General features: G+C 70.9%; 23 protein-coding genes. 12 read left to right on the top strand and 11 right to left on the bottom strand.

The features are described from left to right. Nucleotides 1-335: 335 nt before the first annotated feature. On the top strand, nucleotides 336-1481 hold the full coding sequence (locus tag AB0K52_RS01890; RefSeq protein WP_363525045.1) for a DUF5685 family protein: 1146 nt from the start codon (nucleotides 336-338) through the stop codon (nucleotides 1479-1481). Between the two features lie 12 nt (nucleotides 1482-1493). Here AB0K52_RS01890 and AB0K52_RS01885 read toward each other — a convergent pair whose 3' ends face one another. The 4 genes from AB0K52_RS01885 to AB0K52_RS01870 all read right to left on the bottom strand — a co-directional run bounded on the left by AB0K52_RS01885 (nucleotide 1494) and on the right by AB0K52_RS01870 (nucleotide 6776). Beyond that, a complete protein-coding gene (locus AB0K52_RS01885; protein ID WP_363524728.1) occupies nucleotides 1494-2273 on the bottom strand; it encodes a hypothetical protein in 780 nt (259 codons plus the stop codon). 73 nt (nucleotides 2274-2346) lie between these two features. Beyond that, nucleotides 2347-3528 carry a TRAM domain-containing protein gene (locus tag AB0K52_RS01880; RefSeq protein ID WP_363524725.1) on the bottom strand — a complete coding sequence of 394 codons (1182 nt, stop codon included), beginning with the start codon at nucleotides 3526-3528 and terminating at the stop codon, nucleotides 2347-2349. 94 nt (nucleotides 3529-3622) lie between these two features. Then, nucleotides 3623-5596, bottom strand: a complete 1974-nt coding sequence (locus AB0K52_RS01875) for an APC family permease (RefSeq protein ID WP_363524722.1) — start codon at nucleotides 5594-5596, stop codon at nucleotides 3623-3625. Between the two features lie 139 nt (nucleotides 5597-5735). Further along, nucleotides 5736-6776, bottom strand: a complete 1041-nt coding sequence (locus AB0K52_RS01870; protein WP_363524719.1) for an LD-carboxypeptidase — start codon at nucleotides 6774-6776, stop codon at nucleotides 5736-5738. A gap of 173 nt (nucleotides 6777-6949) precedes the next feature. Between AB0K52_RS01870 and AB0K52_RS01865 the strand changes: the two genes are divergently transcribed. The 3 genes from AB0K52_RS01865 (at nucleotide 6950) to AB0K52_RS01855 (ending at nucleotide 9495) form a co-directional block, all read left to right on the top strand. Then, a complete protein-coding gene (locus AB0K52_RS01865; RefSeq protein ID WP_363525042.1) occupies nucleotides 6950-7618 on the top strand; it encodes a TrkA family potassium uptake protein in 669 nt (222 codons plus the stop codon). Next, on the top strand, nucleotides 7615-8280 hold the full coding sequence (locus AB0K52_RS01860) for a TrkA family potassium uptake protein (RefSeq protein ID WP_363524717.1): 666 nt from the start codon (nucleotides 7615-7617) through the stop codon (nucleotides 8278-8280). The genes AB0K52_RS01865 and AB0K52_RS01860 overlap by 4 nt, the downstream gene beginning before the upstream one ends. A gap of 99 nt (nucleotides 8281-8379) precedes the next feature. After that, nucleotides 8380-9495, top strand: a complete 1116-nt coding sequence (locus tag AB0K52_RS01855; protein WP_363524714.1) for a lytic polysaccharide monooxygenase — start codon at nucleotides 8380-8382, stop codon at nucleotides 9493-9495. A gap of 47 nt (nucleotides 9496-9542) precedes the next feature. On the opposite strand, the gene AB0K52_RS01850 is transcribed toward AB0K52_RS01855, so the two are convergent. The 4 genes from AB0K52_RS01850 to dut are packed head-to-tail and all read right to left on the bottom strand — an operon-like array spanning nucleotide 9543 to nucleotide 11904. Beyond that, a complete protein-coding gene (locus AB0K52_RS01850; protein WP_363524712.1) occupies nucleotides 9543-10268 on the bottom strand; it encodes a DUF3159 domain-containing protein in 726 nt (241 codons plus the stop codon). A gap of 34 nt (nucleotides 10269-10302) precedes the next feature. Beyond that, nucleotides 10303-10686: an OB-fold nucleic acid binding domain-containing protein gene (locus AB0K52_RS01845; protein ID WP_243900865.1), complete on the bottom strand. Its 384-nt coding sequence runs from the start codon at nucleotides 10684-10686 to the stop codon at nucleotides 10303-10305. Between the two features lie 8 nt (nucleotides 10687-10694). After that, a complete protein-coding gene (locus tag AB0K52_RS01840; RefSeq protein WP_363524709.1) occupies nucleotides 10695-11435 on the bottom strand; it encodes a DUF3710 domain-containing protein in 741 nt (246 codons plus the stop codon). Further along, nucleotides 11428-11904, bottom strand: a complete 477-nt coding sequence (gene dut, locus AB0K52_RS01835; RefSeq protein WP_363524706.1) for a dUTP diphosphatase — start codon at nucleotides 11902-11904, stop codon at nucleotides 11428-11430. Before dut ends, AB0K52_RS01840 begins: the two co-directional genes overlap by 8 nt. 66 nt (nucleotides 11905-11970) lie before the next feature. Between dut and AB0K52_RS01830 the strand changes: the two genes are divergently transcribed. Continuing rightward, entirely contained in the window at nucleotides 11971-12450 is a 480-nt protein-coding gene (locus AB0K52_RS01830) for a DUF3093 domain-containing protein (RefSeq protein ID WP_363524703.1), read from the top strand. A gap of 118 nt (nucleotides 12451-12568) precedes the next feature. On the opposite strand, the gene AB0K52_RS01825 is transcribed toward AB0K52_RS01830, so the two are convergent. Further along, on the bottom strand, nucleotides 12569-12865 hold the full coding sequence (locus AB0K52_RS01825) for a DUF4193 domain-containing protein (protein WP_208495249.1): 297 nt from the start codon (nucleotides 12863-12865) through the stop codon (nucleotides 12569-12571). A gap of 348 nt (nucleotides 12866-13213) precedes the next feature. Between AB0K52_RS01825 and AB0K52_RS01820 the strand changes: the two genes are divergently transcribed. The 3 genes from AB0K52_RS01820 to AB0K52_RS01810 all read left to right on the top strand — a co-directional run bounded on the left by AB0K52_RS01820 (nucleotide 13214) and on the right by AB0K52_RS01810 (nucleotide 16071). Continuing rightward, the gene (locus AB0K52_RS01820) at nucleotides 13214-13726 is read left to right on the top strand and encodes a LytR C-terminal domain-containing protein (protein ID WP_363524699.1); all 513 of its coding nucleotides are present in this window, start codon (nucleotides 13214-13216) and stop codon (nucleotides 13724-13726) included. A 216-nt stretch (nucleotides 13727-13942) separates the two neighbouring features. Further along, nucleotides 13943-15532: an RNA polymerase sigma factor gene (locus AB0K52_RS01815; RefSeq protein WP_363524696.1), complete on the top strand. Its 1590-nt coding sequence runs from the start codon at nucleotides 13943-13945 to the stop codon at nucleotides 15530-15532. Nucleotides 15533-15831: 299 nt separating this feature from the next. Next, complete coding sequence (locus AB0K52_RS01810; RefSeq protein ID WP_091053111.1) at nucleotides 15832-16071, top strand: hypothetical protein; 240 nt, start codon at nucleotides 15832-15834, stop codon at nucleotides 16069-16071. A 132-nt stretch (nucleotides 16072-16203) separates the two neighbouring features. Here AB0K52_RS01810 and AB0K52_RS01805 read toward each other — a convergent pair whose 3' ends face one another. Together AB0K52_RS01805 and dtd are read right to left on the bottom strand one after the other, a co-directional pair. Further along, nucleotides 16204-17916 carry a DEAD/DEAH box helicase gene (locus AB0K52_RS01805; RefSeq protein WP_363524693.1) on the bottom strand — a complete coding sequence of 571 codons (1713 nt, stop codon included), beginning with the start codon at nucleotides 17914-17916 and terminating at the stop codon, nucleotides 16204-16206. Nucleotides 17917-17976: 60 nt separating this feature from the next. After that, a complete protein-coding gene (gene dtd / locus AB0K52_RS01800; RefSeq protein ID WP_363524691.1) occupies nucleotides 17977-18399 on the bottom strand; it encodes a D-aminoacyl-tRNA deacylase in 423 nt (140 codons plus the stop codon). A 41-nt stretch (nucleotides 18400-18440) separates the two neighbouring features. On the opposite strand from dtd, the gene AB0K52_RS01795 reads away from it, so the two are divergent. From AB0K52_RS01795 to AB0K52_RS01780, 4 genes are all read left to right on the top strand, one after another. Then, the gene (locus AB0K52_RS01795; RefSeq protein WP_363524688.1) at nucleotides 18441-18764 is read left to right on the top strand and encodes a DUF3099 domain-containing protein; all 324 of its coding nucleotides are present in this window, start codon (nucleotides 18441-18443) and stop codon (nucleotides 18762-18764) included. Between the two features lie 145 nt (nucleotides 18765-18909). Further along, nucleotides 18910-19131, top strand: a complete 222-nt coding sequence (locus AB0K52_RS01790; protein ID WP_243900914.1) for a DUF3039 domain-containing protein — start codon at nucleotides 18910-18912, stop codon at nucleotides 19129-19131. Between the two features lie 82 nt (nucleotides 19132-19213). Next, on the top strand, nucleotides 19214-19846 hold the full coding sequence (locus AB0K52_RS01785; RefSeq protein WP_363524686.1) for a TRIC cation channel family protein: 633 nt from the start codon (nucleotides 19214-19216) through the stop codon (nucleotides 19844-19846). Between the two features lie 149 nt (nucleotides 19847-19995). After that, nucleotides 19996-20964, top strand: coding sequence for a sigma-70 family RNA polymerase sigma factor (locus AB0K52_RS01780; RefSeq protein WP_208495255.1), 969 nt, complete (start codon nucleotides 19996-19998; stop codon nucleotides 20962-20964). Nucleotides 20965-21039: the final 75 nt, after the last annotated feature.

Here is a 21039-nt window from a genome sequence, read left to right as displayed (position 1 = left end):
TCTGACCAGGCAGGACACGTCGTACCGGGCCGGTGGCGCGCCCGCGTGAGCCGCCGAAACACCCACGGGATCCATGCGAAACTGCTAATATGTCAGTGCGCTTCGCGGGCCGCCCCCCTCGCCGAGCGCCCGACAGCCTTGATGCCTCCCGCACGCGACCGCCGACCCGTCCTCGGCGGTCGCGTCACGCCGCGCCGCCGCACCGCCCGGGCCTGGACGGCGTACCCACCGCATTGCGCCGCACCGATACCATCCGCGCATACCGATTCGCACCCAGCGGCGGACCGCGCTCACCCCCGGCCCGCCGCCGAGCGCTAGGAGACCACTTGTTCGGCATGCTCGCGCCCTGCCCCTCCCGCACCCCCGACGATCTCAAACCACGCTGGATGGGGCACTTCTGCGGCCTCTGCCTCGAACTCCGCGACGACGCGGGCCATTTCGCCCGGCTCACCACCAACTACGACGCCCTCGCCCTCTCCGTGCTCGTCGAAGCCCAGCAGGGCGACGACGCCGACAGCCGCGACGCCGGGCCGTGCGCCCTGCGCGGCATGCGCCGCCAGCGCGTCGCCACCGGCGAGGGCCCCCGCCTCGCCGCAACCGCCTCGCTGCTCCTCGCGTCCGCGAAGATCCGCGACCACGTGGAGGACGGCGACGGCCTCGCCGCCCGGCCGGGCGCGCGCGGCATCGCGGGCCTGACCGCGGACCGCTTGCGCGCCAAGGCGACGGCGATCAGCGGCTCGATCGGTCTGGACACCGCGCCGCTGTTCGCGGCCATCGAGGGCCAGCGCGGCGCCGAGGCCGACGCGGGGCTCGGGACGCCGCTCACGGCCGTGACCGCGCCGACCGAGTCGGCCACGGCCGCGCTGTTCGCGCACGCGGCGCACCTGGGCGGCCGGCCGGAGAACACCGAGGCGTTCCGCACCGCCGGAGCGGCGTTCGGCCGACTGGCGCACCTGCTCGACGCGGCCGACGACTTCGAGGAGGACGCCGAGCGCGGGGCGTGGAACCCGCTGGCCGCCACCGGTTCGGGGATCGAGGACGCGCGCTCGCTGGCGCGCGGGGCGCTCGCGGACATGAAGCGGGCCTTGCAGTCCGCGCGGATCGTGGACGCGACGCTGACGGAGCTGCTGCTGGACCGGTATGCGCGCCATGCGTTCTCGAAGACGTTCGGGTCGTCGTGCTCGACCCACCGGCCCCCGGCGGCCGAGCGGCGCGGGTACCGGGAGCGGCGCGACTACCGCAAGGAGCGCCGCTACGAGCGCCGCAGCCGCTACGACCACGCCTACTACCGGCCTGAGCCGCGGAACTTCTTCGCGGGGCTCTGCGCGTTCACGGTGCTGTGCTGCACGTGCCAGATGTGCTGCCGCGAGGAGTACGAGGGCCCGTGGTCGCGGCGGCGCCGCGAGGGCTGCTGCCGCGACTGCGACTGCTGCGACTGCTGCCCTTGCGACGGCGACTGCTGCGGGTGCGGCTGCGACTGAGCCGCTTCGGTGCTACTGCGGCGGCTGGGGCCAGCCGGGGTTCGCGGCCCGAGGGCCGGGCTGGGCCGGCGGCTGGTGCCCGCCGGCCGCGGGCGGCGGGGCCAGGCCCGGCTGCGGCGCGGCGTCCCTCCACTGGGGAGGCGGCGGCTGGTAGCCGGGGAAGACGTGGTCGTCGGGGCCGGCCTGCGGCTCCTCGTTCTTGGCGGACTGGTTGCCGGGCAGGCGGAGCCAGGCGGCGACCGGCTTGCTGAAGACCAGGCCGAGCACGCACAGGACGGCGAGGAGCTGGACGATGGCGAAGGGCACCTTGACCACGCCGATGAAGCCGCACACCGCGTTGAGGCCGAGGAGGCCCAGTCCGATGTAGAACACGGCGCGCGGGTCCTGGAACCCGAAGCGGCCCAAGCGCTCCCGTGCGACCGCCCAGATGAGGACGATCACGGCAGCGAGGACGATCGCGCTGAAGACGAGGGTGAGCACGATCCCGGCCGCGGAGTCGAGGAACGACGCGAGCAGGGCCGAGAACGCCAGCGACACCACCGTGAGCAGCACGGCGGCGGCGAAGTAGACCCACAGCAGCTGGAGCATCCACGTGACCTGCTTGGGGCGGCCCTCCAAGGGCAGGATCCCCCAGCGCTGCCAGAACGTGGGCGCGGGCGGGAGCACCGGTCCGGTCGGCTGCCCGGCCGCGAACGTCCCGTACGGGTCGTGCGGCCGGTACTGGAAGGACGGTGCGCCGGGCGCGTGCTGCGGCTGCGGTTCAGGCCCGGTCGCGTAGGGAGGGTTGGTCATCGATCGGCTCCGAGGAGAAGGTCGGGGTGCGGTGATCAAGTTATCGCAACGCCCGCGATGACGCGGCCCCCGGTCAGCGGTAGACGGGTTCGAACAGCGCGATCGTCTCGAAGTGCTGGGTCATCGGGAACGCGTCGAAGGCGCGGATGCGGGTGAGCTCGTAGCCTTCGATCGCGAGGTCCTTGGCGTCGCGGGCGAGCGCGCCCGCGTCGCAGGCCACGTAGCAGATCGCGCGCGGCCGCGCTTCGCCCAGGGCCACGACCACTTCGGGCCCGGCGCCGCTGCGCGGCGGGTCGAGCACGACGAGGTCGATCGAGCCGAGGTCGGGGATGATCGAGGCGACGTCGCTCTCGAGCGCGCCGGCGTTCTGGTACGGCGCGAGGTTCGCGGCGGTGCGCGAGGACGGCGCGTTCTCGATGGCCATGACCCGTCCGGTGTCGCCGACGGCGGCGGCGAGCCCGGCGGCGAAGAGCCCGGCCCCGGCGTACAGGTCCCACGCGGCCTCGCCCTCCCGCGGGTCGAGGAAGTCGAGGGCGCAGGCGAGGAAGGTGGGCGCGGCGGCCGGGTGGACCTGCCAGAAGCCGTCGAAGCCGAGCTCGAATTCGTGCTCGCCGACGTTCTGGTGCACGAGTTTGGGGCCGCTCTTGTGGTGCGGGCGGGCGGTGCGGCGCAGCTGGGTGTAGACGGCGAGCTCGTCGTCGTTCGAGTCGACGACGCCGACGGCGCCCATGCCCTCCCAGCGCTTGGCGAGGAGGTCGGATTCGCGGATGCGCTCGGTGGCGATGGCGCACCGGTCGATGTGGATGAGGTCGTGGGACTTGTGGCGGCGCAGGCCGGGGCGGCCGGCGTCGTCGACGGCGTACTGCATGCGGGTGCGCCAGCCGAGCGCGCCCTCCTCCCAGGGCAGTTCCTCGACTTCGACGCCTTCGAGCTTGGCGGGGTCGACGCCGCCGATGCGGGTGAGCTGGTCGGTGAGGACGCGGGCCTTGAGGCGGCGCTGGGCGGCGGGGGCGGCGTGCTGGAAGTCGCAGCCGCCGCACTTGCCGGGTCCGGCGTAGGGGCAGGGGAGTTCGACGCGGTCGGGCGAGGCCTCGATGATCTCCACGGCGTCGGCGAACGCGAACCGCTTCTTGCGCTCGCCCACTTCGATGCGGACGGTCTCGCCGGGGAGGGCGTGGCGGACGAAGTACACCTCGCCGTCGACTCTGGCGACGCAGTGGCCTCCGGCGGCGACGTCTTCTACGGTGACGATCATCGTCCTCATCCTCACGGGTTGCTCTGCGGCGCCGGGCTCGGCGGGCCGCACGTCAGGGTACAGGTGACGGGCGCCTCGCCATCTGCGACAGTGCTCATCTGCGGACGCGTCTGAGGGGCGGCGGCTCGGTGCTCTCGCCGAGGATCCAGGGCACGATGCAGATCATGACGCCCGGCTCGTACTTGAGCTGGCGGCGGATCGCCTTGGTGGTCTGGTTGTGGAGCAGGTTCGTGGACCAGTTGAAGTAGCCGCGGGCGAGGCGCCCGGGCTGCGGCCCCTGCCCGACCACGTATTCGGGCAGGTAGACGGTGACGACGTCGCGGGGCGCGTCGCGGCGCAGGGCCTTGACGTAGTCGACGATCGGGCCGGTGATCTCGCGGTACGGGGAGTCGACGACGGTGAGCGGCACCTTGATGGCGCGCCGCTCCCATTCGGCGAGGAGGTGGCGGGACGCGGCGGCGTCGACGTTCACCGAGAGGCCGGTGATGGTGTCCGGCCGGGTCGCCTTGGCGTAGGAGAGCATCCGCATGAGCGGCAGGTTGACGCTGGAGACGAGCACGATCGCGTGGCTGCGGGCGGGCAGGCGCGGTTTGCCCGGCGGCAGCTCGACCTCGTCGCGCACCGCCGTGTAGTGCTGGGCGATGAAGCGCATGAGCAGGTAGCAGCCGCCGATGATGAGCACGGCGATCCAGCCGCCGCGCCGGTAGTCGGTGAGGGCCACGACCACGAGCACGACGGCGCACGCGACGGCCGCGAGCATCGCGGTGGCGAGGGCGCGGCTCGCGCGGGAGCGGCGGGCGGCGTCGCGTTCGACGCCGAGGACGCGCCGCCAGTGCCGGACCATGGCGGCGTTGGCGAGGACCATCGACAGGAAGACGCCGACGATGTACAGGCCCATGAGTTCGAAGGTGCGGCCGCCGAAGAGGATCACCAGGAGCGCGGCGGCGACGGCGAGGATGAGGATGCCGTTGGAGTAGACGAGGCGGTCGCCGCGCTTGTGGAGCTGGCGCGGCAGCAGCGAGTCCTCCGCGAAGACCGAGGCGAGCTGCGGGAACCCGACGAACGCGGTGTTCGCGGCGAGGAGGAGGACGCCGGCGGTGGCGAGCATGATCGGGGTGACGGCCGCGGGCGAGGCGTCGAAGGCGGTGTCGGCGAGCTGCGCGAGCAGCGGGTGCTGGAGGTACCCGGCCGGGCCCGGCCCGGTGTCGGACCGGGCACCGAAGAGGTAGGCGAGGACCACGAGGCCGACGAAGAGCGCGACGGTCGCGCCGCCGACCGAGGTGATCGCTGCGGCGGCGTTGCGGCCGCGCGGAGGCCGGAAGAAGCGGACGCGGGTCGTGAACGTCTCGATGCCGGTCACGGCCACCGATCCGGCCGCCAAAGCCCTGGCGCACAGGATGAACAGGGCCGCCGAGGTCCACTCGCGGTCCTCGGCGGTGGCGGTCTCGGCGGAGGCGGCGGCGAGGTCGTCGCCCGCGCCGATGCGCACGAAGCCGACGATGAGGAGCGCGGCCACGCCGGCGACGAACGCGACCGTGACGCCGGCGGCGAAGCGGCCCGAGACCCGCAGGCCGCGCAGGTTGACGGCCGCCAGGACCACGATCGCGGCGGCCGCGACCCACTCGCGCCACGGGTCGAGGCCGGGCAGGACCACATTGAGCGCGGCGACGGCGGCGGAGACCGAGACGGCGACGGTGAGGATGTAGTCGAGGACCAGCGCGGCGGCGGTGAGGCGGCCCGCGCCGGGGCCGAAGTTCGCGGCGACGACCCGGTAGTCCCCGCCGCCGCCGGGGTAGGCCTGCACGGTGTACCGGTAGGAGGCGATGACGGTGACCATGACGGCGGCGACGGCCAGGCCCGTCCACACCGAGTACGCGTAGGCGGCCGTCCCGGCGGTGCCGAGGACGAGGAAGACCTGCTCGGGGGCGTATGCGAGCGAGGAGATGGGGTTGACCGCGAGCAGGGGGATCGCGTACCGCTTGGACAGCGCGAGGGAGGGCGGCTGCTGCCCGGAGGCGAACGGCTCGCCCACGAGCAGCCGCTTGAAGACGGACAAGGACCGGGTCACAGGATCTGACATTACCGGCCCGGCGCGGGCCGCATGAGCGTCGGACGCACATGCGGCCCTGGCGGGCGCGCTCGCCGCGCGGAGGGTCGCCGCCGGCGCGTGGCCGGGACCCGCGGCGGGCGGGTCCCGCCGCTGGCCGCTACTCGCCTACGGCCGCTTCGATCGTCAGCGTTCCGGCGTCGGTGTCGAGGACGGCTTCGGTGCCCAGCGGCATGACGCGCGGGTCGAGGCCGTGGCCGACCTTGAGGCCGCCGAGGACGGGGATGCCGAGGCCGCCGAGGCGGTCCATGAGGACCTCGTTCATCGTCCACTCGCCGGGCTTGTACTCGTCGTGCTCGTTCGGGGTGAACTGGCCGACGGCGATCCCGGCGAGGCCGTCGAAGTGCCCGGCGCGCGTGAAGCGGGTGAGCATCCCGTCGATGCGGTAGCGGTATTCGTCGGTGTCCTCGATGAAGAGGATCGCGCCGTCGAAGTCCGGCAGGTGGTTGTCGTCGGGTTCGGCGTCGAGCAGGGAGAGGTTGCCGCCGTAGAGGGGGCCGCTCGCGGTGCCGGGGACCTCGACGGCCGCGGTGGGCTCGGCCGGGTCGCGGGTGAGGACGACCGGGTCGGTCGACATGAGCGCGCTGCGCAGCGACTCGGCGGTCGCGGCGGTGTTGTTGGACGACCAGGCCATCATCGGCGAGTGCAGGCTCGAGATGCCGGTGTGGTGGTTGGCGGCCAGGTGCAGCGCGGTGATGTCGGAGTAGCCGACGATGAGCTTCGGATGGTCCTCGAGGCCCGAGAAGTCCACTTCGTCGATGATGCGGGTGGTGCCGTAGCCGCCGCGGGCGGTCATGAGCGCCTTCGCCTCCGGGTGGTCGAGCGCGTACTGGAGGTCGGCGAGGCGGTCGGCGTCGGGCGCGGAGAGGTAGCCGAACGTGTCGAGCGCGTGCTCGGTCAGCTCGACCCGCAGCCCCCAGCTCTCGAGGAGGGCGATGCCCTTGCCGACGGCCGCGGCCGTCGTCGGGCCGCCCGGGGCGGGGACGACGACGAGGTCGCCGGGGACGAGCTTCGCGGGTTTGCAGGACTCGGACTTCTCGGCGGCGGCCGGAGCGGCGACCGCGGCGGCGGCCACGGCGCCCGCGGCGATGCCGCCGATGAGGGCGCGGCGGGAGAGGGAGGGACGGGAGTGGTCGAGCATCGGGTCTCCTCGGGTTGTGTGACGTTCCGATAGCTAGACGCTTTTGGACTGTCGTCTGCATACCTCCTTGGCCGGTTTTTTCTGAGTGTTCACCGGAGTCGATGCGTCCGGCCCGGGCGTCCGGGCGGCGCGGTATCGTCACGGGATCAGCGTTTGAACGAGGGGTGAGCCGGGTGCATGTGGTGATCATGGGCTGCGGCCGCGTGGGTTCGTCCCTGGCGCGGAGCCTGGTGGAGCGCGGGCACACGATCGGGATCATCGACCAGAACCCGAAGGCGTTCCGCCGCTTGGGCCCCGACTTCGACGAGACCACGGTGCGCGGCGTCGGCTTCGACCGCGAGGTCCTGGCGAAGGCCGGCATCAACCGGGCCGACGCGTTCGTCTCGGTCTCCTCGGGCGACAACTCGAACATCATCGCCGCGCGGGTCGCCCGCGAGAACTACGGCGTCCCCAAGGTCATCGCCCGCATCTACGACCCCCAGCGCGCGAGCGTCTATGAGCGCCTTGGCATCCCGACCGTGGCGACGGTGCGGTGGACGGCCGACCGGCTGCTGCGCCACCTGCTCCCGGAGGACCAGGAGCCGCTGTGGCGCGACCCGACCGCGACCCTGTCGATGGTCGAGATCGTGTGCGACGAGGCCTGGTACGGCAACGCGCTGGCCCTCCTGGAGCAGGCGACCGGGCACCGGGTGGCGTACGTGACCCGGTTCGGGCGCGCGACCCTGCCGACCCCCTCGACGGTGCTGCAGGACGGCGACCAGGTGTACATGCTCGTCGCCGACGGGGACGAGGCCCGCATCCGCGAGATCGCGGGCGCCGCCCCGCAGGGAGGTGCCGCATGAGGGTCGCCATCGCCGGGGCCGGGAACGTCGGCCGGTCGATCGCCGCGGAGCTGGTCGGCAACGGCCACCAGGTGCTGCTCATCGAGCGCGACCCCGACTCGATGCGGCCGGAGCGGGTCCCGGAGGCCGAGTGGCTGCTCGCGGACGCGTGCGAGCTGGAGAACCTGCGCCAGGCGCACCTCGAAGGCTGCGACGTGGCCGTGGCCGCCACCGGGGACGACAAGGTGAACCTCGTGGTGAGCCTGCTGTCGAAGACCGAGTTCGCGGTGCCGCGCGTGGTCGCGCGCGTGAACCGGGCCGAGAACGAGTGGCTGTTCAACGAGGAGTGGGGCGTGGACGTCTCGGTGTCCAAGCCGCGGCTGCTCGCCGCGCTCGTGGAAGAGGCCGTGAGCGTCGGCGACCTGGTGCGGCTCTTGACCTTCCGCCAGTCGCAGGCGAACCTCGTCGAGATCACGCTGCCGCTCGAGGCGCCGCACGTGGGCAGCCGCGTCGCGGAGGTGCCGCTGCCGCACGACGTGGCGCTCGTGGCGATCCTGCGCGGCCGCCGTGTCATCGCGCCGAGCCCCGACGACACCCTCGAGGCGGGCGACGAGCTCGTGTTCGTGTGCAATGAGGACGCCGAGGACGCGACCCGCTCGGTCTTCCTGGGAAAACGCCGCTGAAAACACACCGCGCAAACCTGGCCCTTCGGGCTTTACAGGCGCGAGCATCGCGAGATACATTGAAAGTTCTCAATGTTCCTATTATTTGGGAGCGCTTTCATGTTGCACCTCAGAAGATTCGGAGCCACCCTCCGAAGCACACCGCGGCGGCGGAGCCTCCGCAGCCTCATCGTCCTCGTCGCCGCGCTCTTCGCGGCCGGGGCCGCGGCGGTCGTGTTCATCCAGCCCGCCTCCAGCCACGGCACCGCCATCGGCCCCTCCTCGCGCCACTACGGCTGCTGGGAGCGGTGGGGCTCGGACTTCCAGAACCCGGACATGGCCCAAGAGGACCCCATGTGCTGGGCCGCCTGGCAGAACGACCCCAACGCCATGTGGAACTGGAACGGCCTCTACCGCGAACAGGTCGGCGGCAACCACCAGGGGGCCCTCCCCGACAACCAGTTGTGCTCGGGCGGACGGACGGGCGGCACCCGGTATGCGCCCCTCGACGACCCCGGCGCCTGGAAGACCACCAAGGTGAACTCGAACTTCACGTTCACCAACTGGGACCAGGCGAACCACGGCGCGGACTACTACCGCATCTACGTCACCAAGCAGGGGTACGACGCCCAGACCGACGCGCTCGACTGGGCCGACCTCGAACTGCTGGAGGAGACGCCGAAGATCCTCCCCGGCGAGGGCCGCACGCCCCCGTCGGGCGGCGGCACCCTCGTCGACATCGACGTCTCCGCGCCCGGGCGCACCGGCCACCACATCGTCTTCATGATCTGGCAGGCCAGCCACTTCGACCAGACCTTCTACTCCTGCTCCGACGTGTGGTTCGGCGAAGGCCAGCCCACCGAGCAGCCGACGGACCCGACCACCGCCCCGACCAGCGGCGGCCCCACCGAGGAGCCCACCACGGGCGGCCCGGCCGGGATCGCCTGCGCCGCGACGGCGACGGTCAACAGCTGGGGCTCGGGCGCCACGGTCACCGTGAAGGTGGCCAACACCGGGACGCAGGCCATCCACAACTGGATGCTGCACTGGCAGATGCCGAGCGGCGTGACGCTCGGCGACATCTGGAACGCCTCGCACTCCACGATGGGCACCTCCGAGATGGCGGCGCCCGTCGACTGGAACAAGGCGATCCCCGTCGGCGGTTCCGTCGAGTTCGGGTTCAACGTCTCCGGAGCGCTCGCCGGCGCGCCGGCGTTCGAGTGCTTCCCGAGTTAGACAGCGCGAAGGCGCGGTGCCCGCGGGCACCGCGCCTTCGCCGCGTCTCAGTCCGCGTCCGGCGCGGCCGCCTCGACGGACCGCATCCTGCGGCGCACCGCCCAGATCGTGAAGGCCGTCAACGCGATCGTCACCGGCCAGCCGCCGAAGAGCGTGACCAGGCCGAGCGCGTTGTCGTAGTCCAGGTAGTACAGCCAGATGCGGGCCGCGTTCTTGAGGAGGAACACGATGCCCCACAGGATCGTCAGGCGGCTCAGGATGTCGACGAGCGGCTTGTTCTGCCGCCACTCCTTCTTGCCGCCCTGGGCGACCACGGCGTAGATCCAGCCGATGATCGGGTGGCGCACCAGCGCCGAGACGATGAGCAGCACGCCGTAGATCGAGCCCTGGATGATGCCGGGCAGGTAGAAGTTGCGCGCGTCCGTCGAGCGCCAGGCGAGGAACGCGCCGAGCGCGATCCCGAAGAGGCCGTTGAGCGCGTGGCGGATCGACTCCTTGCGCGCGGCGCGCCACCCGGCGATCGCGAACGCGCTCGCGGCCGAGATGATGATGGACCATTGGAGCCCGGTCAGCGGCCCCATCTGGTCGGGCAGCAGCGGGTTGAGCACCACGAACAAGGTGATCGGGACGGCCGCCTCCACGACGCCCTTGACACCGCCGAGCTGCTGGGACAGCTGCTCGGTGAACGGCGGGAGCTCATCGCCGTCGGCCTCGCGGCGCTCGGCCTGCTTCGGCGCGTTCTCGGTCTCGTGGGCCGGCGTCTCGGTGCTCAATGCGGGCCTTCCAGGTCGTGTGGCTGGTCCGCGCTCAGGGGCGCAGTTCGTAGGACGGGTTGTAGACGACGAGTCGACCGTCGCCCAGCTGGGCCACGCGGCCTCGGGCGACGAGCCTCGTCCCGGCCTCAAGGCCCACGATACGCCGTCGCCCCATCCAGACCAATGCGACCTGTCCGGTGCCGTCGAAGAGTTCCGCCTCCACGGAGGGGGAACGGCCGTCGGTGCGGAGCACGACGGTCCTCAGCCGACCGGCGACCGCGGCGAGCTGCCGCGGTTCGAGCCGTTCGATCGGGGTGGTGTCGGCGTCGAGGGTGTCGGCGGACGACGTGCGGCGGATCTCGTCGGCGAACAGCTCCTGCGAAGGCGCCGCGATCCGCTTCAGCCAGTCCTTGACGCGCGCGGCGGCGGGGGCCACGTCCTCCCCTACCGCTTGGGGCGCGGGGAGGGCTTGCGGCGGACCTGCGGGCGGGGGGTGTCGCCGGCCGCGATGATGGCGCGGTTGCCGTCGCCGCCTTCGGCCTTGCGCTGCGCGATGCGCGCGGCGGCCTCCTCGGCCATCTTCGGCGGGAGCTTGAGCGGCAGGGGCTCGCGCACCGGCATGGCGATCGAGCCGCGGTCGATCACGAGGAGGCGCAGGGCCTCGTCGAGCTCGGGGGCGGCGTCCTCGTCGAGGGCGCGCTGGCCCTGGAAGGTGGCCTGCACGAACCAGCGGGGGCCGTCGACGCCGCAGAACCGCACCGAGTTGGTGCCGTTCTTGGAGGCGACCTTGGCGATGAGCTCGGTGCCCCAGCGGCCCTCGACCTCCTCGACCTGGCCGCCCTGGCCGGTGACCTGGGCGGTGAGCTCGCCGCGGAACTCGTCCCAGATGCCCTCGGTGCGGGGCGCGGCGCGCACGAGCAGCTGGAGCGCGGAGGCGCCAGTGGTGAGCAGGACCTGGCTGATGTTGCCCTTGGCGTCGGTCTGGGCCTGGAAGCCCACGCCCTTGGGGACGGGGAGGCGGATCGCTCCCAGGTCGATGCGGCGGACGTCGTCGTCGGGGGCGTCGCTCACGTCGAACGGGCCTTCGGTGGCCTCCTGCTCGAAGGACTCCCCGCTCTCGGCCAGGGAGTCGAGGACGGCGCCCTCGGCGGGGCGCTGCTTCTTCGACTTTCGCCGCTTAAACACGTTCGCTCTCCTCTGCAAGTCGGCGGTGCCCGCCGGTGGACCCGTGGCCGCTCGCGCCGCGCTGCGTCGGCGCGAGGTCGTCGACCTCGGTGAAACGGGCTCGCACAACCGGTTGGACTACCAATTGTGCGACACGGTCCCCGCGTTCGATGACGGCGGTCCGCTCCGGGTCGAGGTTCACGAGGTTGATCTTGATCTCACCGCGGTAGCCGGAGTCGATCGTGCCGGGCGCGTTGACGATGGTCACGCCGAGGCGGTGGGCGAGCCCGGAGCGCGGGTTCGTGTAGCCGACGTGCCCGTCCGGGATGGCCACGGCGACGCCGGTGCCGACGAGGGCCCGCTGACCGGGGGCCAGGGTGACGCCTTCGGCGGCGTACAGGTCGGCGCCCGCGTCGCCGGGGTGGGCGTAGGCGGGCAGGGGCAGCTCGGGGTCGAGCCGCTTGATCGCGACCGGGATCTCGGCGGTCATCGGGTTCCTCTCACTCGCGGCGCACGCCTCGGGGGCCGTGCAAGTTGCGGGGATATGGTCTCAGATATGAGGAGTGGGGAACGGTACGCCGAGCGCATGCGACTGCCGGTGGCGGGCTGGCTCGCCGTGATCGTGCTGGCGGTGCTCGCCGGGGCGCTGTCGAACTTCGGCGACCTGCGCTGGTGGCGCGTCACCGCGAGCGTCGCGCTCATGGTCGCCGTGGTGCTGGGCGCGGTGTGGCTGTGCCGCCTGCGGGTGAGCGTCGCGGAGCGGGACGGCGAGGTGTGGCTGCACGTCGACGACGCGAAGCTGCCGATGTCGGCCGTCGCCGAGGTGCAGGTGCTCGAGGGCACCGCGTACGCGGACGCCTTGGGCGTGGCCCTGCATCCGCTGGCGTTCGTGGTGCAGCGGCCGTGGATCGGCCGGGGTGTGCGGCTCGTGCTCGACGACCCTGAGGATCCGACTCCTTACTGGCTCGTCTCATCACGCCGTCCCGACCGCCTCAAGGCGGCCCTGACGGCCTCCCGGGAGCCGGTGGAGGCTTAGTGGCCGGATGAGCGAGACGGCCCGCAGGAGGCATCCTGCGAGCCGTGCGCTATCCGAGGGGCACCGTTCGGGGCGGCACTGGTCGCCGCGGGCCGGGCCGTCATGGACGGCTCGGGCGCTACGCGCAGTCCTTGCAGATCGGCTGCCCGTTCTTCTCCTTGGCGAACTGGCTGCGGTGGTGGACCAGGAAGCAGCTGGAGCATCGGAACTCGTCCTGCTGCATCGGCAGGACCTTCACCGAGAGCTCCTCGTCGCCCAGGTCGGCGCCCGGCAGCTCGAAGTTCTCGGCCACCTCGGCCTCGTCGACGTCCACCGACCCCGATTGATCGGTGCGGCCCTTGGCAAGGGCGTCGATGCCGTCGGTCCCGGCGGACTCTTCCTTGTCGCGGCGCGGGGCGTCGTAGTCGGTTGCCATTCTTTTCCACTCCCATTGGTTTGCTCTTGCGGAGCCGAGCACGGCGGGTTGCCGCTGGAGTGTTCGGGTGACACAGCGGCCCGGCTCGGGTTCCTGGCGGGTTTCGGTTCCGTCCCTGCAGGCGGCGTACCTTACCGCGTGCAGTCCATTCCTATACACGACGGCCCCGCCTTTTTCATCCCCATTGTGGCGAGAAACACTTCTGTGTCGAGCGCAGCGAGTGTACCGCCTCTCGCCCACGAAGACGACCCGCGCACGATAGCCTTTCGCATGGCAACGTTCGCGGGCCGTCGGCTCGTCTAAGTGCAGGACGTTCGTTGGCACCATTGGAGACTCGGGGAGGCAGCCGTGCGTATCGCTCGTATCCGCGCGTTGACGGTTCTGTGCGCATTGGCGCTGGTGGCGGGCCTGGTGACGTTCTGGGCGATCCAGAACGACTCGCAGACCTCCGCGAACGGGGACTGCCCGCCCGGCGCGGTCGTGATCAAGACCGACGACATCCCCAAGCCCGAGGAGATCGAGCTGGTCGTCCTCAACGGCACCGACCGGGACGGGCTTGCCGACCAGGCCGCGCTCCAGCTCGAGGACCGGGGCTTCGTCGTCACCGAGACGGGGGACGCCGACGAGTCCTACGACGGCACCGCGCTCGTGTACTTCGGCCCCGAGCAGTACGCGGCCGGCGTCCACGCCCACGCGTACTTCTACCAAGGCACCCAGGCCTTCGACATCGACTGGGACAAGCCGATCACCATCGTCCTGGGCGACGACTTCCAAGAGGTCCGCTCGGCCTCCGACGCGCGCCAGTCCTTCGCGCAGGGCGGGCTCGGCACGCCGCCCGAGGGCACCTGCACGGTAGAATAGAGCGCCGTCACACCCCACGTGCTGCGACACATCGACACTGAAAATGCGGAAACACAGCTCGAAACGGCACCACGGACGGGCCGAAGGCGAATTTCGGCGCTACAATTCACGCCTGCCCGGTCGTTGTGCCGACCTGGGCTGCCGACCCAATATCCAACGCTCACCCGCTATGGAGCCCGGCTGCGCCGTGCCCGCCATTGCCTCGGAAGGTTGCTCGTGACTGACGCACGTCCCACCGGCACAGACGTCAATTCCCTGACCGACTCGCTGCTCGCTCTGGCCCGAGAGAGCAACGGGCAGCTGACGTCCGCGACGGTCGCCCAGGTTCTGGAGTCGGTGCAGGCCTCCCCCGCCGAAGGCAAGAAGGTGCTCCGCGCCCTGGCCGAGGCCGAGGTGACCGTGGTCGTGGACGGCTCCGCCTCCACGCGCAAGCGCGTCCCCGCCGCCCGCACCGCCACCTCCTCCCGGACCACCACCGCGAAGACCGCCAAGAAGGCCGCGGTGAAGAAGACGGCCAAGAAGGCCGCCGCCGCCCCCGCCGCTGAAGAAGCGGGCGAGGAGGCCCCGGTCAAGAAGGCCGCCAAGAAGACCGCTAAGAAGGCCGTCGCCAAGAAGGCGGTCAAGAAGGCCGCCGCCAAGAAGCCCGTCGAGGGCGAAGAGCCCGACGAGGCCGACCTCGCGGCCGCCGAGGACGACGACGCGTTGGCGGAAGCCGCCGCGGCCGCGCCCGCCAAGAAGGCCACCCGCAAGAAGGCCGCCAAGAAGGCCACCGCCCGCGGCAAGTCCAAGAAGGACGGCGAAGAGGACGAAGAGGGCGACGACTTCGAGTGGGACGAGGAGGACTCGGAGGCGCTCAAGCAGGCCCGCAAGGACGCCGAGATGACCGCCTCGGCCGACTCGGTCCGCGCCTACCTCAAGCAGATCGGCAAGGTCCCGCTCCTCAACGCGGCCCAGGAGGTCGAGCTCGCCAAGCGCATCGAGGCCGGCCTCTACGCCGTCGAGCGCCTCAAGCTCCTCCGCGAGGCCGGCGAGGAGATCCCCACGCAGATGCGCCGGGACCTCGAGTGGATCGTCCGCGACGGCGACCGCGCCAAGGACCACCTCCTCGAGGCGAACCTCCGCCTCGTCGTCTCCCTCGCCAAGCGCTACACCGGCCGCGGCATGGCGTTCCTGGACCTCATCCAGGAAGGCAACCTCGGCCTCATCCGCGCCGTCGAGAAGTTCGACTACACCAAGGGCTACAAGTTCTCCACGTACGCCACCTGGTGGATCCGGCAGGCGATCACCCGCGCCATGGCCGACCAGGCGCGGACCATCCGCATACCGGTCCACATGGTCGAGGTCATCAACAAGCTCGGCCGCATCCAGCGCGAGCTGCTGCAGGACCTCGGGCGCGAGCCCAGCCCGGACGAGCTCGCCAAGGAGATGGACATCTCCCCGGAGAAGGTCCTCGAGATCCAGCAGTACGCGCGCGAGCCGATCAGCCTCGACCAGACCATCGGCGACGAGGGCGACAGCCAGCTCGGCGACTTCATCGAGGACTCCGAGGCCATCGTGGCCGTCGACGCGGTCTCCTTCTCGCTCCTCCAGGGCCAGCTCCAGCAAGTGCTGCAGACCCTCTCCGAGCGCGAGGCGGGCGTCGTCCGGCTCCGGTTCGGCCTCACCGACGGCCAGCCGCGCACCCTCGACGAGATCGGCCAGGTCTACGGGGTCACCCGCGAGCGCATCCGCCAGATCGAGTCGAAGACCATGTCGAAGCTGCGGCACCCGTCGCGCTCGCAGGTGCTCCGCGACTATCTCGATTAGTCCTGTTTCGCTCCCGGCGTAACTGGAAACCCCAAGGGGCAGCACGGCTCCGAGCAGCGGTGTATCACCCGAACGGGTAGGTGTCCAAAGCTCGTGCCGGGTTGTCGATCGCCGTTATGTGGGCTACGGTGTGGAGCAACCATCGCACCGATGCCCCGAGTGAGCCGAGTCTCAGTCGGGAACTGTCGGGAAGAGGTAGTACAGTGCAGGCGTTGAACGGAACGAGCCGGTCAACAGGCCGGCTTTAGAGATCCACTGCCGTGCAGAGCACGGCGACCGAACGCAGCGGAGGACCTGGTATGACATCCACCCTGACGCCCCCGCCCCAGACGGAGGAACGTCCGATCGCGGGCGAGCGCTGCGACCGGTGCAGTGCCGCGGCAAAGCTTCGCGTGACCCTGGCCGAAGGCGGCGACCTCGTCTTCTGCGGCCACCACGCGAACCAGTTCGCCGAGAAGCTCGTCCCGATCGCCATCGACTTCACCGCCGACCCCGAATTCGAGTGGCGCGGCACCGACCTCATGGCCTCGGAGAACTAGCGCGCACAGGCTTACAAGCTTCCAAAGGGCCCGGGCGGAGGTTTCGTCCGGGCCCTGATTCGATTCCAAGAAGACGGCAATGGGCCGCCCAAGAGGGCGGCCAATTGCCGTTTGCCGTTGCGAGGCCCCGGCTCACCACGAACGAATGACGGCGATCCGCTCTTCCAGCTGCTCGATGGTCGCCTGCGCGCTCGGGGGCCCACCGCAGGTCGAGCGGAGCTTCGCGTGGATCTTCCCGTGCGGCTCGTTCGTCGCGAACGAGCGGGCGCCCACGAGCGCGTTCAACTGCTTGCGGAGCTTCAACCGCTTCTGCGCGTTGGTCATCGCCGGCTCGGTCTGCGGCCGCTCCACGGTCTCGGTGCGGGTCCCCGACTTCTGCTTCGCCATCTGCTCGCGCTGGCGCTTCTGCAGCAGGAGGTGCACCTGCTCCTGGGTCAGCAGGCCCGGCAGGCCCAGGTACTCCTGCTCCTCGGCGCTCCCGGCCTCGACCGGCAGGCCGAACGAGCCGCCGTCGAAGATCACCTGGTCGAGTTCCGCGTTCGACTCCAGGGTCTCGCGCTGGCCGCCGAGTTCGGTGCCCTCGTTGAGGACCCGCTGCGCCTGCTCGAGCAGCAGCTCCGGATCCTCGTCCTGCGACTTGGGCTTGATGACGTGGTCGCGGTCGGCCTCGAGGTTCTCGGCGAGGCTCAGCAGCGGGATCACGCTCGGCAGGAACACCGAGGCGGTCTCGCCGGGGCGCCGCGACCGCACGAAGCGGCCGATGGCCTGCGCGAAGTACAGCGGCGTGTGCGCGTTCGTGGCGTAGACGCCGACCGCGAGGCGGGGGATGTCGACGCCCTCGGAGACCATGCGGACCGCCACGAGCCACTCCTCTTCGGACTCGGCGAACTTCGCGATCTTGTCCGAGGAGCCCGCGTCGTCGGAGAGGACGATCGTGGCGCTCTTCCCGGTGACGCGTTTGAGGATCCCCGCGTAGGCGCGGGCGCTGTTCTGGTCCGAGGCGATGATGAGCCCGCCCGCGTCGGGGATGCCCGCCGAGCGCAGTGACGAGAGCCGCCGGTCGGCGGCCCGGATGACCTGCTTGATCCACTCGCCTTCAGGATCGAGCGCGGTGCGCCAGGCCTGGCTCGTGAGGTCCTTCGTGAGCGGCTGGCCGAGCCGCACGGCCAGCTCGTCCCCCGCGCTCGTGCGCCACTTCGCCTGGCCCGAGTAGGCCATGAACATGACCGGGCGCACGACGCCGTCGGCGAGCGCGTCCCGGTAGCCGTAGAGCGCGTCGGCGCGCGAGCGCATGGCGCCGTCGGCCTCCTGCTCGTACTCGACGAACGGGATCGGGTTGTCGTCGCTGCGGAACGGGGTGCCGGTGAGGGCGAGGCGGCGTTCGGCCTCGTCGAAGGCGGTCTTGACGCCGTCGCCCCAGGAGCGGGCGTCGCCGGCGTGGTGGATCTCGTCGAGGATGACGAGCGTGCGGCGCGCGAGGGTGCGGCGGCGGTGGACGGCCGGGTCGGCGCCGATCTGGGCGTAGGTGAGGACCACGCCGTGGTAGTCGGCGGCACTGTGGACGTCGGCGTTGCGGAAGGCCGGGTCGAGCTGGATGCCGAAGCGGGCGGCCGCGCCGGACCACTGGGCCTTGAGGTGCTCGGTGGGGGCGACGACGGTGACGGTGTCGACGGTGCCGTCGGCGAGCAGGTCGTAGGCGATGCGCAGCGCGAAGGTGGTCTTGCCGGCGCCGGGCGTCGCCACGGCGAGGAAGTCGCGTGATTGACCCCGGTGGTAGGCGACCATGGCCTTGCGCTGCCAGACCCGAAGCGAGGGAAGCGTTTCGGGCGGGGCGGCCGGGATCATGCGGGCTCCTCTCGGACGGTTTCGGACCCGGTTGATTTTAGGCGGCGAGGCGGATCACGTTCACCGCTCCAGGAGGATCGTGTTCGGGCCGACGTTGACACTGCGGACGAGCATCATGGCGCCGAACTTGCCGGTCTCGACGCGCGCGCCGAGGCCGCGGAGGTGGGCGGCGACGGCCTCCACCAGGGGTTCGGCGACGGGGCCGGGGGCGGCGCTGTTCCAGGAGGGGCGGCGGCCCTTGCGGGTGTCGGCGTAGAGGGTGAACTGGCTGACCAGGAGGATCGGCGCGTCCAGATCGGATGCCGAGAGCTCGTCGCGCATGATGCGCATGGACCAGATCTTCTCGGCGATCCACCTGACTTCCGCGGGACCATCCGTGTGGGTGACGCCCAGGAGGACGAGGAGGCCCTCCCCGATCGCGCCCACGCTGGTGCCCTCGACGGTGACTTCGGCTTCGCTGACGGTCTGCACGACTGCTTTCATGCCCCAGATCCTCCCGCACCGGCCAGGCGTAGGCTCGAAGGGTGGCAAGGCGTGAGAAGGCGACCAGCATCACCGACGCGGCGATGTCCCTCGACGAGGAGCGGCGGTACCGGACGATCCGGTACGTCGTGATGATGTCGATCCGCGGGCTGCTGGTGATCGTGCTCGGCATCCTGGTGATGGCCGAGGCCCCGCTGCTGTGGCTGTGGCTGGCGCTCGGCATCGTCGGGATGGCGGTCCTGCCCTGGCTGGCGGTGCTGCTGGCGAACGACCGCCTGGCGCGCAAGCCGGGCGTGTTCACCAGGCACCAGCGGCGGGCACAGACCCTCGAGGCGCCCGAGCACCGGATGATCGATTCGGAGTGAGCGACCTCGACGAGGCTTGCGAGTCGCGAATTCGTGAAGTCGTGGCAAGATTGACGGGATCTTGCGCGCTGATGAGGAGTGAGTTGCCGTGAGCGAACTTCCCACCACCGGGGGCTCTGACGGGTCCGGCGGTTCTGGTTCGACCCTGCTCGAAGAGCAGACCCAGACCAACCCGAACTACACGTACGAGGACGGCGACGAGGAGCGGTTCTCGCACTACGTGCCCAAGGACAAGCTCATGGCCGCGATGGTCGACGGCATCCCGGTGAAGGCGCTGTGCGGGAAGATGTGGGTCCCCACCCGCGACCCCGACCGCTTCCCGATCTGCCCGAACTGCAAGGACATCTACGAGAAGATGAAGGCTTAAGGGCTTTCCTTCCCGCGCGTCGCGGCTCTCACCTTTGGGAAGATCGGCGATGTGATGGGGCGCTGCCTGCTATAACGCACGGGTGGAGCCTGCAGATTTCGACCCTTCCGCCTTGATGCTGGTCGCCGAGCTCGTCGGCACCGCGGTGTTCGCCGCCTCCGGCGCGAGCGCCGCGGTCGGCAAGCGGTTGGACCTGTTCGGCGTGGTCGTCATCGGCGTCCTGTGCGCGCTCGGGGGCGGCGCGATCCGCGACGTCCTCATCGGCGCCGACCTCCTCCTGCTCACCGACTGGCGGTACCCGCTCGTGGCGCTCGTCGCGTCCCTGTTCGTGTTCCGGTTCCACCCCGCGCTCTCGCGGATGCGCCCGACGATGCTCGTGCTCGACGCGGCCGGCCTGGCGCTGTTCACCGTGGTCGGGACCCAGAAGGGGCTCGATTTCGATCTCGCGGTCTACGCGGCTTGCATCGTGGGAGTACTCTCCGGAATCGGCGGGGGCATCCTGCGCGACGTGCTGAGCCAGGAGATCCCGGCGGTGCTCCGCGAGGACTTCTACGCGATGGCGGCCGCGGTCGGCGCGATCATCGTCGCGGTGGGGGCCCGGTGGGAGTCCGTGATCGGCCACTGGACGCTCGCGCTGGCGGCGATCGCGGTCACGTTTGTTGTACGGCTGCTGGCCATCAGGTTTCGGTGGCAGGCCCCGAAACCGAATTTCTGATCCTGTCTCCCGGGTTCGTGCCACCCTTCGCCCTGGGGGATCAGAATCCTTGAAAACCGCTGCAAGCTGGTATCCCGAAGCCCGGTGCCCACCGGGTATGGCGCGGCATCAACCCACGCGCCGAGGGTCTCCAGCGAAAGGCGAATTCGATGGCACCTGTCGACAGCATCCGCCAGCGTCCGACGAGGCGACCGGCGCAGCGCGCGACCGAATACTCCGGCGACCCCGTTCGCGCCTATCTGAACGGCATCGGCAAGCACCGGCTGCTCACCGCCTCCGAAGAGGTCGAGTGCGCCAAGGCCATCGAGGCCGGCCTCATGGCCGAGTGCCGCATCAGCGAGGTCACCGACCCCGATCTCCGCAGCGACCTGGCCCGCGTCGCGGCCGAGGGCCGCGCGGCCAAGCAGCGCATGCTCGAGTCGAACCTGCGCCTCGTCGTCTCCGTCGCCAAGCGCTACTCCGGCGCCGGCCTGAGCCTGCTCGACCTCATCCAGGAGGGCAACCTCGGCCTCATCCGCGCCGTCGAGAAGTTCGACTACCAGAAGGGGTACAAGTTCTCCACGTACGCCACCTGGTGGATCCGGCAGGCCATCAACCGGGCCGTCACCGACCAGTCCCGCACCATCCGCGTGCCCGCCCACACGGTGGACCAGATCAAGCGGATGAACCGGGTGCGCCAGGACCTCATGGTCGAGCTGGGCCGCGAGCCCCGCTACGAGGAGATCGCCGAGGAGCTCGACGTCACCCCGGGCAAGGTGCTCGAGCTCATGTCCTACGACCGCGAGCCGGTGAGCCTCGATCAGACCGTGGGCGAGGACGACTCGACCGCGCTGGGCGACCTCGTGGCGCACCTGCCGCGCGAGCACGGCACCGATGACGCCGTGTCGTACGCGCTGTTGCGCCGCCACATCGCGAACGTCCTGGCCTCGCTGCCCGAGCGGGAACAAACCGTGCTGCGACTGCGTTTCGGCATTGACGACGGGCGCCAGCGCACCCTCGAAGAGGTCTCCGCGGACTTCGGGCTCTCCCGGGAGCGCGTCCGCCAGATCGAGAAGAACGCGCTGCACCGCCTGCGCCAGCCCGACTACGCCGGGCGCCTCGCCGAATATGTGGCGTGATCGATCCTGACGGCCCGGTTCGGCGGGTCGCTTTGGGGCGTGAGCGCCCCGTACGTCCGGATGGCTGATTGAGGC

This window comes from Glycomyces sp. NPDC049804 (genome assembly GCF_040674615.1).
Classification (GTDB): Bacteria; Actinomycetota; Actinomycetes; order Mycobacteriales; family Micromonosporaceae; genus Glycomyces; species Glycomyces niveus.
The sequence above is the reverse complement of the archived record's forward strand: the minus strand, read 5'-3'. Positions and strand labels throughout refer to the sequence as shown.

Bases quoted from the DNA above. Each gene is read 5' to 3' on its own strand.
- AB0K52_RS01885 (WP_363524728.1), bottom strand. From the start codon at position 2,273: ATGACCAACCCTCCCTACGCGACCGGGCCTGAACCGCAGCCGCAGCAC.
- AB0K52_RS01825 (WP_208495249.1), bottom strand. From the start codon at position 12,865: ATGGCAACCGACTACGACGCCCCGCGCCGCGACAAGGAAGAGTCCGCC.
- dtd (WP_363524691.1), bottom strand. From the start codon at position 18,399: ATGAAAGCAGTCGTGCAGACCGTCAGCGAAGCCGAAGTCACCGTCGAG.
- AB0K52_RS01805 (WP_363524693.1), bottom strand. From the start codon at position 17,916: ATGATCCCGGCCGCCCCGCCCGAAACGCTTCCCTCGCTTCGGGTCTGG.
- AB0K52_RS01780 (WP_208495255.1), top strand. From the start codon at position 19,996: ATGGCACCTGTCGACAGCATCCGCCAGCGTCCGACGAGGCGACCGGCG.
- AB0K52_RS01890 (WP_363525045.1), top strand. From the start codon at position 336: ATGCTCGCGCCCTGCCCCTCCCGCACCCCCGACGATCTCAAACCACGC.
- AB0K52_RS01855 (WP_363524714.1), top strand. From the start codon at position 8,380: ATGTTGCACCTCAGAAGATTCGGAGCCACCCTCCGAAGCACACCGCGG.
- AB0K52_RS01860 (WP_363524717.1), top strand. From the start codon at position 7,615: ATGAGGGTCGCCATCGCCGGGGCCGGGAACGTCGGCCGGTCGATCGCC.
- dut (WP_363524706.1), bottom strand. From the start codon at position 11,904: ATGACCGCCGAGATCCCGGTCGCGATCAAGCGGCTCGACCCCGAGCTG.
- AB0K52_RS01870 (WP_363524719.1), bottom strand. From the start codon at position 6,776: ATGCTCGACCACTCCCGTCCCTCCCTCTCCCGCCGCGCCCTCATCGGC.
- AB0K52_RS01810 (WP_091053111.1), top strand. From the start codon at position 15,832: ATGACATCCACCCTGACGCCCCCGCCCCAGACGGAGGAACGTCCGATC.
- AB0K52_RS01880 (WP_363524725.1), bottom strand. From the start codon at position 3,528: ATGATCGTCACCGTAGAAGACGTCGCCGCCGGAGGCCACTGCGTCGCC.
- AB0K52_RS01830 (WP_363524703.1), top strand. From the start codon at position 11,971: ATGAGGAGTGGGGAACGGTACGCCGAGCGCATGCGACTGCCGGTGGCG.